At 61.4% G+C, this 13,751-nt stretch carries 15 protein-coding genes; 2 read left to right on the top strand and 13 right to left on the bottom strand.

The window, feature by feature from the left end; genetic code table 11:
• Positions 1 to 57: 57 nt before the first annotated feature.
• The 13 genes from ACFVVC_RS12480 to ACFVVC_RS12420 form a co-directional block, all read right to left on the bottom strand.
• Positions 58 to 477: a GyrI-like domain-containing protein gene (locus tag ACFVVC_RS12480; protein ID WP_387453470.1), complete on the bottom strand. Its 420-nt coding sequence runs from the start codon at positions 475 to 477 to the stop codon at positions 58 to 60.
• 284 nt (positions 478 to 761) lie between these two features.
• A complete protein-coding gene (locus ACFVVC_RS12475; protein WP_387453412.1) occupies positions 762 to 1,214 on the bottom strand; it encodes a VOC family protein in 453 nt (150 codons plus the stop codon).
• Positions 1,215 to 1,368: 154 nt separating this feature from the next.
• The gene (locus tag ACFVVC_RS12470) at positions 1,369 to 2,118 is read right to left on the bottom strand and encodes an SDR family NAD(P)-dependent oxidoreductase (protein WP_387453409.1); all 750 of its coding nucleotides are present in this window, start codon (positions 2,116 to 2,118) and stop codon (positions 1,369 to 1,371) included.
• A 132-nt stretch (positions 2,119 to 2,250) separates the two neighbouring features.
• Positions 2,251 to 3,237 (bottom strand): Gfo/Idh/MocA family protein, encoded by a 987-nt coding sequence (locus ACFVVC_RS12465; protein WP_387453406.1) that lies wholly within the window; start codon positions 3,235 to 3,237, stop codon positions 2,251 to 2,253.
• The gene (locus ACFVVC_RS12460) at positions 3,234 to 4,091 is read right to left on the bottom strand and encodes a carbohydrate ABC transporter permease (protein ID WP_387453403.1); all 858 of its coding nucleotides are present in this window, start codon (positions 4,089 to 4,091) and stop codon (positions 3,234 to 3,236) included. The genes ACFVVC_RS12465 and ACFVVC_RS12460 overlap by 4 nt, the downstream gene beginning before the upstream one ends.
• The gene (locus tag ACFVVC_RS12455; protein WP_387453400.1) at positions 4,088 to 5,002 is read right to left on the bottom strand and encodes a carbohydrate ABC transporter permease; all 915 of its coding nucleotides are present in this window, start codon (positions 5,000 to 5,002) and stop codon (positions 4,088 to 4,090) included. The genes ACFVVC_RS12460 and ACFVVC_RS12455 overlap by 4 nt, the downstream gene beginning before the upstream one ends.
• Positions 5,003 to 5,057: 55 nt before the next feature.
• Positions 5,058 to 6,320 carry an ABC transporter substrate-binding protein gene (locus ACFVVC_RS12450; protein ID WP_387453397.1) on the bottom strand — a complete coding sequence of 421 codons (1,263 nt, stop codon included), beginning with the start codon at positions 6,318 to 6,320 and terminating at the stop codon, positions 5,058 to 5,060.
• Between the two features lie 196 nt (positions 6,321 to 6,516).
• Positions 6,517 to 7,752, bottom strand: coding sequence for a CynX/NimT family MFS transporter (locus ACFVVC_RS12445; RefSeq protein ID WP_387453394.1), 1,236 nt, complete (start codon positions 7,750 to 7,752; stop codon positions 6,517 to 6,519).
• A 140-nt stretch (positions 7,753 to 7,892) separates the two neighbouring features.
• Positions 7,893 to 8,885 (bottom strand): Gfo/Idh/MocA family protein, encoded by a 993-nt coding sequence (locus tag ACFVVC_RS12440; RefSeq protein WP_387453391.1) that lies wholly within the window; start codon positions 8,883 to 8,885, stop codon positions 7,893 to 7,895.
• Complete coding sequence (locus ACFVVC_RS12435) at positions 8,885 to 9,784, bottom strand: sugar phosphate isomerase/epimerase family protein (protein ID WP_387453388.1); 900 nt, start codon at positions 9,782 to 9,784, stop codon at positions 8,885 to 8,887. The genes ACFVVC_RS12440 and ACFVVC_RS12435 overlap by 1 nt, the downstream gene beginning before the upstream one ends.
• Entirely contained in the window at positions 9,726 to 10,355 is a 630-nt protein-coding gene (locus ACFVVC_RS12430; RefSeq protein ID WP_223994962.1) for a VOC family protein, read from the bottom strand. Before ACFVVC_RS12430 ends, ACFVVC_RS12435 begins: the two co-directional genes overlap by 59 nt.
• On the bottom strand, positions 10,352 to 11,347 hold the full coding sequence (locus tag ACFVVC_RS12425) for a LacI family DNA-binding transcriptional regulator (protein WP_387453385.1): 996 nt from the start codon (positions 11,345 to 11,347) through the stop codon (positions 10,352 to 10,354). Before ACFVVC_RS12425 ends, ACFVVC_RS12430 begins: the two co-directional genes overlap by 4 nt.
• Entirely contained in the window at positions 11,340 to 12,326 is a 987-nt protein-coding gene (locus ACFVVC_RS12420) for a Gfo/Idh/MocA family protein (protein WP_387453382.1), read from the bottom strand. Before ACFVVC_RS12420 ends, ACFVVC_RS12425 begins: the two co-directional genes overlap by 8 nt.
• A gap of 136 nt (positions 12,327 to 12,462) precedes the next feature.
• Between ACFVVC_RS12420 and ACFVVC_RS12415 the strand changes: the two genes are divergently transcribed.
• Both ACFVVC_RS12415 and ACFVVC_RS12410 read left to right on the top strand, forming a co-directional pair.
• Entirely contained in the window at positions 12,463 to 13,110 is a 648-nt protein-coding gene (locus ACFVVC_RS12415) for a bifunctional 4-hydroxy-2-oxoglutarate aldolase/2-dehydro-3-deoxy-phosphogluconate aldolase (RefSeq protein WP_223994957.1), read from the top strand.
• Entirely contained in the window at positions 13,107 to 13,655 is a 549-nt protein-coding gene (locus ACFVVC_RS12410; protein WP_387453378.1) for an AAA family ATPase, read from the top strand. The genes ACFVVC_RS12415 and ACFVVC_RS12410 overlap by 4 nt, the downstream gene beginning before the upstream one ends.
• The last annotated feature ends 96 nt before the right edge of the window (positions 13,656 to 13,751 follow it).

Here is a 13,751-nt window from a genome sequence, read left to right as displayed (position 1 = left end):
TCGCGTGCCATTGGAGGAAGGCATTGGCCCCAGCGTCCTCCTCCGTGTTGATTCCCTCTACTGGAGGAGGCACACGATTGTCGTCTCAGTTCGGGCCGGATCCGGCATTGGATCTCCGTAAATCTCCCAGGAGTACCCGGCAGACTCCCGACGATTCGCCGCCATCCACTCGTCGATCGCGCTGTAGGCCTCGTTCAGGCGGCCGTACGGCCCGCGGTGGACAGCCACAGCAGCCTCGCCGCTCGGCGTTTCGGTCGCGTACACCTCGCCCACCGTTCCGAAGGCACGCGTGACTTCAACGCCGAAGTCGCACAGGATGGGCGAACCCGGCTCGTCCGAATGCTGGTAGACGAAAATGTTATGGCCGTTCGACCACAGACCCAGCTGACTGCGGATGAAGCTCCAGACCCTGCCAAGTGCCGGCCCCCATGCCGAACCAACCTCGCCCGGCGCCACCGCGCGCCGGACTGCGGCCAGCTTGCGGGGAAAACAATGTGCACGTCAACGGAGACGGTCATGAGTGGATCTGCCAACTGCTGCGCGGCTCCTGGGTATCACCGGCGATGTGATTCATCAGACGAGATACGCAGAGAACAACCCGACGGAATCATTATTATCGGCTGTTGAGCAGGCAGGGAAGGGCCCGAAAAGGGCTGTATCTTGCCCACTACTTGGCGTTTTTTCCCCGGCTTCCTCCGTCGGAAACTGCTCGGCTCGACCATATGGGGCCAGGCCAGGAATCCGATTGCAGAAGGAGGAATTTATCTCTGGTCAGCACTTTGCCAGTCTGGTGCTTGAATGAGCTCCACCCGATTTCCGTCTGGGTCGAGGAGGTAGACAAGCCACCCGCCGGCAATGGGGCCTGAGGTCGGGGCAACGGGTTCGGATACGGCCTTGTAACCAAGTGCTGTCATCTTGGCATAAACCTGCCTTACGTCGATGTCTGTGAAGGCAAGGTGTGCCGTGCCTGGCTGTGCATCTGATGGGTCGACTGCGGGCAGTAGAGGCTCGGCATGTGCAAGTTCGAGCCGGAAGGTTCCGTCACTTGTGGTGAGAAGCATGGCTCTGACCTTTACGTTGGGACGGCCGTAAAGTTCGCCGATGTATGGTCCCGAGGTCCATGCATCCAAGCGGGTTAGTCCGAGGGCGTCCTCGTAGAATCGCGCGCTGCGTTCCATGTCCGTAACGTGCAGGGCGGTGTGATGGTGTCGCATTTAGGTGTCTCCTTGGTGGGTCAGGGTTCCCTACTCGTCTTCGATTGTTGAATGCTGTGCGCGCGATGAGGGCAGCCCTGAGGCGTTGATGTTAGTGGGTGAGCCAAGCCCGGGAGCATTGGGCGACGGCATTTATGAAACCCGCAGGGTGGTTTTAGGTTCCGATTCCCAGGTGTGCTCCGCCTGCCACGTCGAGGGAGACTCCTGTGATGTAGCGGTTGTCGGGATCGGCGAGGAAAAGGATGGCGCGGGCGACTTCGTCGGGTTCGGCGAACCGCCGCATCGGAAGTTGTGCTGCCCGCTTCGCTCGGTTTGCGGCTGCATCCGGTCCGGAATCCTTGGCGAATTGTGCCCACATGGGTGTATTTACTGGGCCTGGTGCTATGGCGTTGACGGAGATGCCGTTGGGCCCGAGCAGTTCAGCGAATGACCACATGATGTGAAGTACAGCGAGCTTGCTCGCGTTGTAGGGCAGGTAGTTGAGCCGTGATTCCTTGGCCGCAACTGACGATAGGACCACGATGGCGCCGGCAGTGCCGGACTCGAGCATTGACTTGGCGGTCTCCCGCACCATCGTGAAGGTGGCGGTGGCGTTGATCCTCAGGATGGAGTCAAATTCCTCGGTGGTTGTCTCCATGATGCCGGGGGTGGGGCCGAGCACTCCGGCTGCGTGGATCAGGACATCGATGCGGCCATATTTGGCTGTGATGTCTTGGATAGCAGCTGCGCATTGCTGCTCGGAGGTGATGTCGAGGGGGTAAAACGCTTTCAGGCTCTGGTCCTCTCTAGGGGAACGGTCAGCGCCTACGACGATGGCGCCTTCTGCTGTGAGGGCGCTGACGGCGGCATCTCCTATTCCCCCGCTCGATCCGGTTACAAGGACCACCTGGTCTTTGAGGCTCATTTGTTCTCCTTGCCATGGGCGTAGGTGCACCGCGGGTCCCCGGCGGTGAACGCGTGAGTTGCTCGCTTCATGTTCAATTCCTTAGGTGTAGTGCAGTTGGGCCGGTCGCGCGTTGTTTCAGGTGCGGTGATGCTACCGGGCGACCACGTCCTCCGCGTCCGAAGCATCTGCAGCCAGGACCGCATCGGCGATTGCGGTGGCCCGGAGAGCCTGGCTGAACGTAACGGCGGGGCCTTCGCCGTTGCGGAATTTGAGCGCAGCCTCTGCCTGGCGAAGGAAGAGGTCGGTGGGGGCGAACGACGTTGTGTCGTGGCTTCCGTCCCGGTTCCAGACGTCGACGGTGTCGTTGGACCACAGCATCCGGCCGTTGCGTGCGAGTACATCGATGGTGAGGCTCCAGTCCCCTTGATTGAGCCCTTGCGGCTCCTGCCAGGGAGACCAGGAGGTCTGCAGCTGGAACACGGCTCCCGCGGGAAATTCGAGGGTGGTGACTACGTGCTCCGGTACCGGCGAGCCGTACAGGCTGCTGCTGGAGCTTGTGGCGAGGACTTTTGGGTCGCCGTCGAACCAGGATGACACCAACTCGATGGCGTGGATGCCGTTAACAACGGCGACGCCGCCCTCCTTTGGGTCAGCTCGCCAGGAATCGACGTTCTGTTTGTGGGCTACGGAGCGTACGGATACGGCGATCACGTCGTTGTTCCGCACCCATTGAGAGAGGAGGGCTGCTGCGGGGTGCTGGTGGAGGGTGTATCCGACCATCAGGCGTTCGTTGACACCGGACGCGGCGGCAAGGACGGACGCGCCTTCTGCGTCTGCGGCGACCGGTTTTTCAGTCAGCACATGGAAGCCGCGGTTCAGCAGGTCGGCGCAGATGGCGGGTTGAATGGTTGTCGGGAGGGCAACGACCACGAGGTCTGCGTGCTCGGGGCGGAGCGCTTCAGTGCTGGGTACCAGCACTGCGCCCAGTTCCTGGGCGAGTGGGTAGGCGCGGTCGCCCTTTTCTACAAGAGCCGTGACGTGGGCACCTGCTGCGGCGAATGCTCGTGCGTGTCGGGAGCCGGCCCAGCCAACTGCCCCGACGACTGCGACGCGCGGAGCTGGTGTCGCTGAGGTCATGACTTAACACCACCGGAGGTCAGGCCGGCGATGAACCAGCGTTGGAAGGCGGCGAAGATGGCCAGGACAGGTATGAACGCGACGATGACGAAGGCGCCGAAGGCGGCCCAGAAGTTGCCGTAGCCGGTGGAGATGTAGCGGACGATGCCGTTTTGCACGGTTTTCATGTCTTCGGTTGTTGCCAGGACGGTCCCGACGAGGAAGTCGTTCCAGACGAAGACGAAGATGAAGATCGCGACGGCGGCGATGCCTGGGCGGATCAGTGGCAGCACGATGCGCAGAAGGATTTGGCGTCGGTTGCAGCCATCGATTGCTGCTGCTTCCTCAATCTCAACTGGGATGTTTTCGATGAAGTTGCGCAGGAACAGGATCGTCTGTCCGCAAATGATGCCGGTGTAGACCACGATCAGCAGAGGGTAGGTATTGATGAGCGCGGTTTTCACGAACATAGAGTAGAGCGCAATGAAGACGACAACGCCGGGGACCATGGACAACACAAGGATTGCGGTCATGAGGCTTTCCATGCGATGGCCCCGGTATCGGGTCGCGACGTAGGCTGCGGGGACGCAGACGGCCAGGGCGAGGACGATCGAACCGATGGCGTAGATCAGCGAGTTCAGGAAGAAGCGGACGTTGGTGGAGGTGAACAGTCCACCGTAGCTGTCGAACGAGAACGGGTTAGGTATCCACACGGGCGGGAAAGCGACCGTGTTCGCATCGGTTTTCAGGGACGTCGACAAGATCCACAGGACGGGAGGCAGCACCAAGGCCGCCGTGACTGCGACGACTGCCCAGATGGGTAGCCGGCGAAGTATATGCCCGGGTCGGCGGCGTGCGGGAATGGTGGCAGTCACAGGGTTTCCTTCCGTCGGAAGCGGATCGCTACCAGTGTCAAGGCGATGTTGATGGCGAAGAGCAAAATTGCTGCCGCGGAGGCACCGGAGAGGTCGAAGTCCTGAAACGTCTTGTTGAACACCCGCATGGAGAGCGTTTCCGTTCCGCCCAGGGGCCCGCCGCGGGTGGTGACCAGGATGATGGTCACCATCTGTACATACAGCATCAGGAGCACGACGACGACGGAAACGATGGTGTTCCGAAGGAAGGGAAGTGTGATGTTCACGAATCCCTGCCACACGTTCCCTCCGTCAACGCGCAGGCTCTCATACAGTTCGGTTGGTACGGTCTGAAGCGCCCCGAGGAAGAGGACCATTGCCTGGGGATAGGACCACCACGCGGTGATGAGTGTTAGTGCCAGCAGTGCAGAACCCGGTGTGGAGAACGCATCGGCGGGCCCGAAACCAAGGGCTTTTGTGATGGCTGTCCCCGGGCCGTAGGTGGGGTTGAGGAACCACAGCCAGAGGGTGCCGACGGTGGCTTGTGACATCAGCCATGGAAGCAGGAACAGACTCCGCACCGTCCGCTTGAAGCGAATGATTTTATTCAGGACCACCGCTGAGGCAAAGCCGAGTGGCAAGGCAATCGCGAGGGCCCCGAGCGAGAAGGCAAGGGTGGTGCCGATCTGTTTGGGAAGGTCCTTGTCGGTGAAAAGCTTGGTGAACGACTTTAGTCCCGAGAAGTCCTTGATTTGGTAGTACGTGGTGTCGTGGAAGGCCGTCCAGGCTGTGAAGAGGAGGGGCCCAACGAAGACGAAAAGGAAGACAGCAACGACCGGGATGACGTAGAGCCAGACTGCGCGGTCCTTCCGTGCCGGCCGGAGACGGGGCTTGGTGCTCCGCGCTGAGCGTTGTTCTTGTGTCACTGACATGGGATTCGCTTTCCTGGGGGCAGGTTTACCTGATTAGTCCTGTCCGATCGGTGGCTCATTTGTTGGCCGCGTCCTGGGCAGCTTTCATGAAATCGTCGGCGGACGAGTTGTTCAGGTACAGCTGCTGTCCGGCGTTGGCAAGTCCACCCGCAATCGCGATCCAGTTGTCCGGGTAGGTGTGTGGCTCGCTGTGATCTTTGACGAAGTTACTGACGTCCAGCACGGTCTTGGCCTCGGGAGTGGTGAAGTAAGGCTCCTGGAACGTCGACGAGCGGGTGGGTACGTCACCCCCGGTTGCCATGAGCGCCCCGGCTTTCGGGCTGGTCATGTACTGGATGAACTTCCAAGCCGCCTTGGCATGCTTGCTTCCGGCCCCGATGCCAAGGGTCCAGCCAAACGTCGATCCCGTGTCCGAGCCGTTTGAAGTTTTGGGCAGGGTGGCCGACTTGATGTCCGGGTTGGCCTTTTGCAGGGTCAGGAGGCGTTCCGTTCCGAGGGCGGACATGGCAACAGTGCCGTTTTGGAGGCCGTCAGCAACCGTTGAGTACTGGTCCCCCACAACGCTCGGTGGCATGCCGCCGGCTTTTTTGAGCTTCACGAGGAAATCGGCGAATTCTTTACCCTTTTCAGTGTTAAAGCTGGCCTTGCCGTCCTGATTGGAGATCTCCTGCCCCACCTCGCTCATGAAGCAATCGAAGAAGGTCGAGATGATCGCTGAGTTGTCGACCCCGGAGAACCCCGTCCCGAACCCCGTAAATCCGGCCTTCGCCGCTTTCCCAGCAACCTCGGCGACCTGGTCCCAGGTGGTGGGTACCGCGGCGCCGATCTGCTTGAGGATCTTGTCGTTGTAATAGAGGGTGCACGTGCGGTAGTCGTACGGGACGGCTACTTGCTTTCCATCCTTGTCCGCCAGCTTGTCCACCGGGCGCAACCAGTCAGTGATCTGCTTGGCCTCCTCAGGAAGCGGCTGATAAACCTGCGCGGCAGCAATTTGGGGAACAACCGGAGCGAACATCTTCACAACGTCCGGTGTCTGTCCCGCTGCTGCTGCCTGCGGGAGCCTGCTGATCATGTCACCGAAGGAAACCGTCGACAGCTGGACTGTGATGTCGGGATTTTCCTTGTGGAAGTTCTCGAGATTTTGCTTCAGCGCCGAAGCCCGCGGGTTGTTCTGGCTGGGGTCCATGAAGTCCCAGTACGTCAACGTGACGGGACCGTCTTCGTTGTTGTTACCGGAGTCGCCTGAACTGCCTGAGCAGCCGGTGAGCAGCGCCCCGGCAAGGGCAACGGCGGTCAAAGTACTTGCAGCTTTGATCATTTCATCTCTCCTTTGAGATCGGTTGCATTTTCATCAGCGCGACTGAGATCGGTTGCTGAGATCGGTTGCAATAAACATAGAGTCGGGAGAAGGGTCTGTCAAGGATTATTCAGCGGTTTTCGGAGCCTTCTGGTTCCGGTCGTGGGCGAGGGGTATCTCGGTATTGAGATGCGGCGTTTGGGGGTCCCCGAAGTCCTTATTGCTTCCGACGACGAGCTGTCTGAGCGGGGAGTGCATCTTCAATCACGCGCGGTCTGTTGATCATCAGGGCTCCCGTGGTAAGCAGGAGGAGCCAGGCTCCGAGCATGCCGAACGACGGCAGCCAGTGGTCTCCGGGCTGATGCAGGAGACCAAAAAGGAATGGGCCAAGGCTTGCGAGGGTGTAGCCGATCCCCTGGGCGAACCCGGACAGTACCCCCGACCCCGTTTGTGTTCGTGCTCGCTTATTGATCATGGTAAATGCGAAGGAGTATGCGCCCTGACCAAGCCCGGCGATGGCTACCCACACCCCGGCAGAAGATACCGGAGCAAAGATGATGCCTCCATAGCCGACCGCGAACGTGACGACGAACAGGATTGCGACAGGAAGCGGGCGAGGCATCCTCACCACGGCAAAAGGCACAATAAGGCCGACGGGCAGGCCGAGGATGGAATAGAGCGCCAACATGAATCCGGCCGTTCCCGGACTCATCCCTCTGTCTACAAGAACAGCCGGAAGCCACGCCAGCGCCGCAAACGTGTTGCTCGAGCAACCCGCGAAGATCAGTGCCGTTCCCCAGCCAAGAGATGATCTCCAGGGCTTGATGACGCTGGTGCGGGGCGGCGGCACTTCGCTGGTGGGCGGCTTCCCGACGCGGGCAGCCGTACGCCTGACCGCAAGGACCATCAGCCAAGGTACGGCCGCGGCGGCGCTGATGACCGCCCAGATGCCGATGGAGAACCGCCAGCCATACATACCCGCCAAGGGTATAGCCGCTTGGGCGGCCACGGCAGTGCTGACGGCGAGGAGAGTCACGTGGAGGGCAGGGAGGACCCCGATTTTATCGGGGAAATACTTCATCAGCAGCGGCGGAATCACCACATTTACCACCCCGATCCCCAGCATTGCGACACAGGTGAACACCAAAAAGGCGAGGGTAGTCCACCCCAGGGCGCGTCCGACCTGGCCGAGTGTTGTCAGCAGGATTGACACCAGCAGCAGGTGTTCGGGCTGGGTACGTCGGATCAGGGGAACAGCCAGGAAGCCCATCGTTGCGAAGCCGGCGGTCGGCAGCATTCCAAGGATGCCGGTCGTCACGGCGTCGAGGGATAGGTCCCCGCCTATTGGACCAAGGAGTGGCGATACCGCCGAAACCGCCTGTCTGGCGCTGAACGCGACCAGCAGGAAGCCAACGAGCGGGGTGAGCCGTCCGCGCAGCGGTTGTCGTCCCACTCCGCCGACTTTCGGGTTGCTCTGGTGGAGGCGGTTTGGAGCTATTTTGTGCCTCCTTATGCTCAGCGGCTTGTGGAGGCCGCGGTTTCTTGACCTATGGCTGCAAGACCTAAACCGAGGAATTGGGCGAGCTTAGTTGTTCAGTTTCCGTTCACTGCGTGGCTGGCCCATTCCCGACCGGCTTGTTCCTTTGTCGGCAGCCCGGATGCGGCGAGGATCTGGTCGAGCAGGCGCTGGGTGTGGACGGCTTCACGGCCAGAGGTCAGTGGCTGTTGCCTGTCGGCGACCCGGTCCAGGAAATGGTGGACGGCAGCGGAAAAACCGAGAGTGTCTGTCGCGGTGGCCCAGCCATACGCCTCGGCACTGAGTTCGCGTGACGTGGTGACTCCCTTGACGGTGGTTGAGACTGTTTCAGGTGCCCTGACTTCAACGGTGTTGCCGCCACCGTAGGCGTCAAGCTTTTCGTTCCACGCTCCCGCTGTGCGGGCTGCCATCAGGACCCCGGTGTTGCCGGTGCTGAACCGGATCATCGCTGCGACGCCGTCTTCTTCCCAGGGGTCGTCACCGGCGGCGTGGGCGGCCACGTGCTCCGGTTCGCCGCCGCAGTACCAGCGGAGCAGATCGACCATGTGGATGGCATTCTCGAATGTCGCACGGTATTCCGATCCAGGCCTGTTTTTCTGGGCGACGCAGAAGGTGGCACCTTTGTCGCCAAAAACTTCACGACCGGCAGTGTAGACGGGGGCGTAGCGGCGGTTGAAGTCGACCATCAGCACTCGTCCCCGCTCGTCGGCCAGATCTGCCAGGCGTTCTGCTTCATCTGTTGCCGGAGCCAACGGTTTTTCGCAGAACACGTCAACGTCGCGGCTGAGGCATAGCTGGACGGCATGGGCGTGTTCGGAGCGCGGCGTCAGCACGAAGACTGCATCCAGCTCCTGCGAATCCAGCATGTCCTCCACCGTTTTGTAGGCTGCGTTGAAGCCCCAGCGCCGGACCAGGTTGCTGGGGTCCTCACGCCGGGACACCAAGGCGGCCAATTCGACGTCGGCACGTTGCACGAGGGTGGGCAACTGGGCGATGGTGGCGATGTTGCCTGCGCCGACAACTCCGACGCGGAGACGGTTGGTGTTCATTAGGAGTTCCTCACTTCGGCCAGGTCAGAAATCATTGCGCGCAGCACGGCGGCGGATTCCCTGAACCCATCCTCGGGTGCAGGCAGGTCTTGCGGGTGCCAACGGTATTCAAGCTCGATGCTCAGTACGTCGTCGTAGCCATGCTGCAGCAACGCGGCCAGGATTTGGGGCCAAGGAACGACGCCGCTGCCCACGACCCGGGACCGGACGGACCGCTCGGAGGCGTTGACCCGGGCTGTTTCCGTGGCGCGGAAAGCCGCGTTGGGATTCGTGAAGATGAGGTCCTTCACGTGCACGTGACCGATCAGGTCCCCTTGAACAGCAAAGGCCTGTTCGAACGATTCATCGTGCGTGAATGTCAGGTTTGCCTGGTCATAGAGAACGCGGACGGCAGGGTGGGCGATTTCGCGGACCAGTGCGGCGGTGTCCGCGGCGGTCTGGGTCATGGTGCCAAAGTGGTTTTCCACGCAAAGGCGGACCCCTGCCTGGTCCGCTTCAGGTGCGAGCGTTTCCAATGCCTGGCGCAGTTTCCCCCAACGTGCCGCGTGGTCGTTGTCCCCGGGGTGCCAGGAACCGGCGTAGACGCGGACCCGGTCAGCGCCGAGCAGGTGCGCGGTCTCAATCGCGCCACGGAATTCATTGATTGCTTGACGCCATTCCACATCGTCCAGTGAGTTGATGGCGGTTGTGTATGGTGTGAGACCGACGATCGGCAGGCCTTCGCCATTGGCTGCCTGCAAAGCCTCCGTGGCGGCGCGCCGGTCGCCTAACGGTAATCCGGACCTGTAGTCATCCTGGTAGATGACTTCGGCGGCGTCGAGCCCGGCGGCTCGGAAGAGTTTAAGTGCTTGGGGAACCGTGTGGTCCGGGGTGCCTAGTGTGTGACCCGCTAGCCGCATTATTCTTTGTCCTTTCAGAAGTGTTGTGGGCTGCCGTCCAGTCCGCGGGGCCGACCAGCCGGGGCGGGGCTGCGACGCGGGATCGATCCACGATTTCCATCAGCAGTCCCCATGGGGTGATGAAGTAGGTCCAGCGGTTGCCGGCCACGCGGGGGCTGTCGCCCGCGACTTCCTTGCGTTCTCCGAGCACGCGTACGCCAGGTGTTTCCTGCAGCACCGCGATCGCTTCATCAACGTCGTCCACGACGAAGCACAGGTGGTGCCCGCCGGCGTCGCAGTGCCGCGGCGGGGTATCACGCCGCTCAGCGCTGCTCCATTCGAAAAGCTCGATGTTGAGATTCGGCGGCAGGCGCAGCATGGCGAGCGTGAGCTTCGCATCTGCCGGGACCTCGAAGTTTGTTGGCATGAATTCTTCATCGGGCCCGCGCTCGGAACGGTAGAGCTCCTCGGCTCCGAGAACGTCGACGAAAAACCGGATGCCGTCCTCAAGATTCGGAACCGTCAGACCGACGTGGTCCGTGTGGCGGAGCCCTGGCAGGCGCCGGAGCGTTGAGTCCTGTCCCCGGGTCATTTGCGTGGTCCCGTGGTGGAGCCACGTACCAAGAGCTCAGGTTCGAGGACGATATGGTCCACGGAGCCGTCAAGGTTCTGTTTCTCAGCCAGTTCAATGGCAATGTGTCCCATGTCGGCGATCGGCTGTCGAACGGTCGTCAGTGGAGGGTTGAACCGGGCACCGAGAGCGAGGCCGTCGAAGCCGATGACCGACACGTCCTCCGGTACCCGTACGCCACGTTGGCCGAGCGCCGAGATGACCGCGAACGCCACCATGTCATTGGCCGCGATAATTGCCGTTGGAGGATTGTCCATCGCGAGGTAATGTTCTGCCCCGCGTGTGCCCGCATCAAGATCCGACCCGCTGTCCAGCACGACAGGTGCGCTCCCGCTCTCGGCGGACAGCTCCAAATAAGCGTCCATCCGGTCCTGGGCGGTGTGCGTTCCGGCGATACCGGAGACATAGCCGATCGACCTGTGGCCCAATGAATGAAGGTGATCCAAGGCCAGCATGATTCCGCGGCGACTGTCGACGGTGACCGTGGGGACGGCGTCGTCCCCTTCAACCCGGTCGATCACCACGACCTTGCGGCCGAAGTCGAAGCGTTTCATGGCCTCGGTGTCGACCTTAGTGGACGGGGCAACAATTCCGAAGGGGGCGTACATGGCCTGCATGGCGGTGAAGTAGCCGTCGGTTTTAGCCGGGTCCCCGTTGGTGACGCAGAGCAGCAGCTGGTAGCCGCGCTCGTCCGCTGCCTGTGTCATCGTCTTGGCAAGTTCGGCGAAAAACGGATTGGTGATGTCGGGGACGATCAGCGGGATGAAGGTACTGGTTTTCCGGCGCAGCGCCTGGGCGAGCGGACTCATTGTGTAGCCGAGTCCCTCGGCGACTCGAAGGATGTGCTCGCGTGTCTCGCTCTTCACCGCTTCAGGGCGTGAGAACGCCCGGGAGACCGTAGACCTATGGACACCAGCAGCTTTTGCCACGACGTCGATACTCAAGTCAGACATGTTCTTTTCCTCCGCGCTGGTTGTCATAGGCCCGCCAAATGGGGCGCATGACGTTTTCGAGCTGGGCCAGGGTCGTCAGGCCCCGGAATCCATCATCCAGCGTCCGGGCGACGCTCCGCACGAACGGATCGTAAAGCGGGTCGCTGTCCACATTGATCTTGTCGACCTCCGTGGTGCCGTCCAGTGCAGTGAACGTCGCTGTGCCGTCCGAATCAACGGAGGCGAATCCCGCCTCACCGACGGAGGTAAAGCTGCAGTAGCGCTTAAGCGGCGAACCAGGGAAGGCGTAGCCAACCTCCACAACGGCTTCGCGTCCGTCCGGTGTCGTGAGGATGAGACTTGCATGATCCTCAACGCCCTGGTGGTGAAGAGCCGATGAGAGCCGGGAGTCCACACGCGCCATGGTCTCACCCGTGCCCCTAAGGAACAGATCGACAAAATGTGGGCCCAGATTGGCCAGGCAACCCCCGCCAGCCTTAGCCGGATCGAGCATCCAGGGATTGGCATTGCCGCGATACCGGGCTGGCGGGCCGGCAATGAACGATGTTCGCTGGTAAGTCGGCCTGCCTGCCTTGGCAAGCCATTGCTCTGTAGGCCCACCGCGCTGGACCAACGGGACAGTGGCAGGCACGCCAGCTGCCTCGGCGGCTTTACGCACTGCGGAAAGCTCGTCAAGGGACGTGCCCAACGGCTTCTCAACGACAAACGGAATACCACGCTTGATCAGGGCAAGACACTTTTCGGCCATCCCGTCATGCGGGCCGAAGACATATGCGAGTCCGACGCCTGGGAGATCAACCAGTTTCCGCCAGTCGGCCTCAAGCGGCGCCCCCCATCCTTTCGCCAGGTCCTGCACCTGTACGCGGGATACGTCGTCGTCACCGACTCCGATGACCTCGTGTTCCTCGGCAATGGCCGGCGCGCAGAGCGGAACGTGCCAGTGGGAAGCACCCAGAATGATTGTGCGTACGTGAGTCAACCGCAATACCCCCTTGTATGAGATCGGTTGCTGAGATCGGTTGCAATAACAGTATGGATGGTGGGAAAGTTTGTCAACGACACTTCAACTTGCCCGGGCAATTACATCAACTCGTCGGGGCGCAAGAAAGGCAAACATGTACAAGAAACTTCGCACCCTGCAGACCATCGACGAATCCGGCGCCGTCCTGATCGTCCGCCTCCAGAACGCTGAGGTGGCAGAACGCGTGGCAGAAGCTGCCATCACCGGAGGCTTTCGAGCCCTTGAAATCACCCTCTCGATCCCCGGAGCCGTGGATGTCATCCGCCGTCTCGCCGCCAAGCACGGACCCAATGGAGTAGCGATCGGCGCCGGTACGGTACTGGACGAGCACTCAGCCTACGAATGCATCCGCGCCGGCGCCGAGTTCCTGGTCAGCCCTCAACTGAACCCCGCGATGATCCGTACCGCGAACCGGTACCAGATACCAACCGTCAGCGGGGCTTACACGCCGACCGAACTCGTCAACTCCGCCGAAGCCGGCGCTGACATCCTCAAGCTCTTCCCCACCGAAGCCGGAGGCATCCCCTACGTCAAATCCGTCCTTGCACCGCTCGCGCACCTGCCGATCATGCCGGCAGGCGGCGTGACCCTTGAGAACGTAGGCGAATGGTTTGCCGCTGGCGTCGCTGGTGTCGGCGTCGGCAGCTATGTGACAAAAGCATGGCAGCCGGACGGCGACTTCACCCGCGTCACCAAAGCCGCCAAGGAATTCCTGTCAGCGGTGGCAGAGGCCCGCCGATGACCGTCCCCAGCGTCTTCATCGTCATTGGCCCGGCCGGCTCAGGAAAAACGACAGTGGCCCAGAAGACGGCAAAAGACAACGACGCCACTTACCTGGACAAGGACAGGATATGCGGACGGTTTGTCGAGTTCGCCCTGAAAGTGACCGGACACGACCCCACCGACCGGGAATCCAACGACTACTATCGCGACCACCTGCTCCCCCTCGAATACGACACGCTTATGGACGTGGCTGGAGCGAACCTGCGCCTCGGCCGGTCGGTAGTGATCGATGCCCCTTTCGGCGCCTACTTTCAGGTACCCGACTTTCTGACCGGCGCGGCAGAGAAATTTCACTGGCCACCTTCGCAGACCACAGTCGTGCGGGTCAGGGTTCCCCAGAATCTTCTGCGGGAACGGCTTACCCGCCGCGGCCTGGAACGAGACCAATGGAAACTCTCGCACTGGGACGAGTACTGGTCCATCTACGGAAGCCTCGAATGCGCGTGGTCCGGGGTGGAGTACCTGGACTTCAACAACGAAACACCGCTCCCGGCAGATGCGTGACTTCCAGACCTGACCGCACCGCTTGCCTTCACAGACCCTCTGAGCGGCCCTCCTCAGGCCTGCTGCCCTACTTCTTGTCCGGCTAAGGCGGGAGGC

Source organism: Pseudarthrobacter sp. NPDC058196 (assembly GCF_042882685.1).
Lineage (GTDB): Bacteria > Actinomycetota > Actinomycetes > Actinomycetales > Micrococcaceae > Arthrobacter.
The sequence above is the reverse complement of the archived record's forward strand: the minus strand, read 5'-3'. Positions and strand labels throughout refer to the sequence as shown.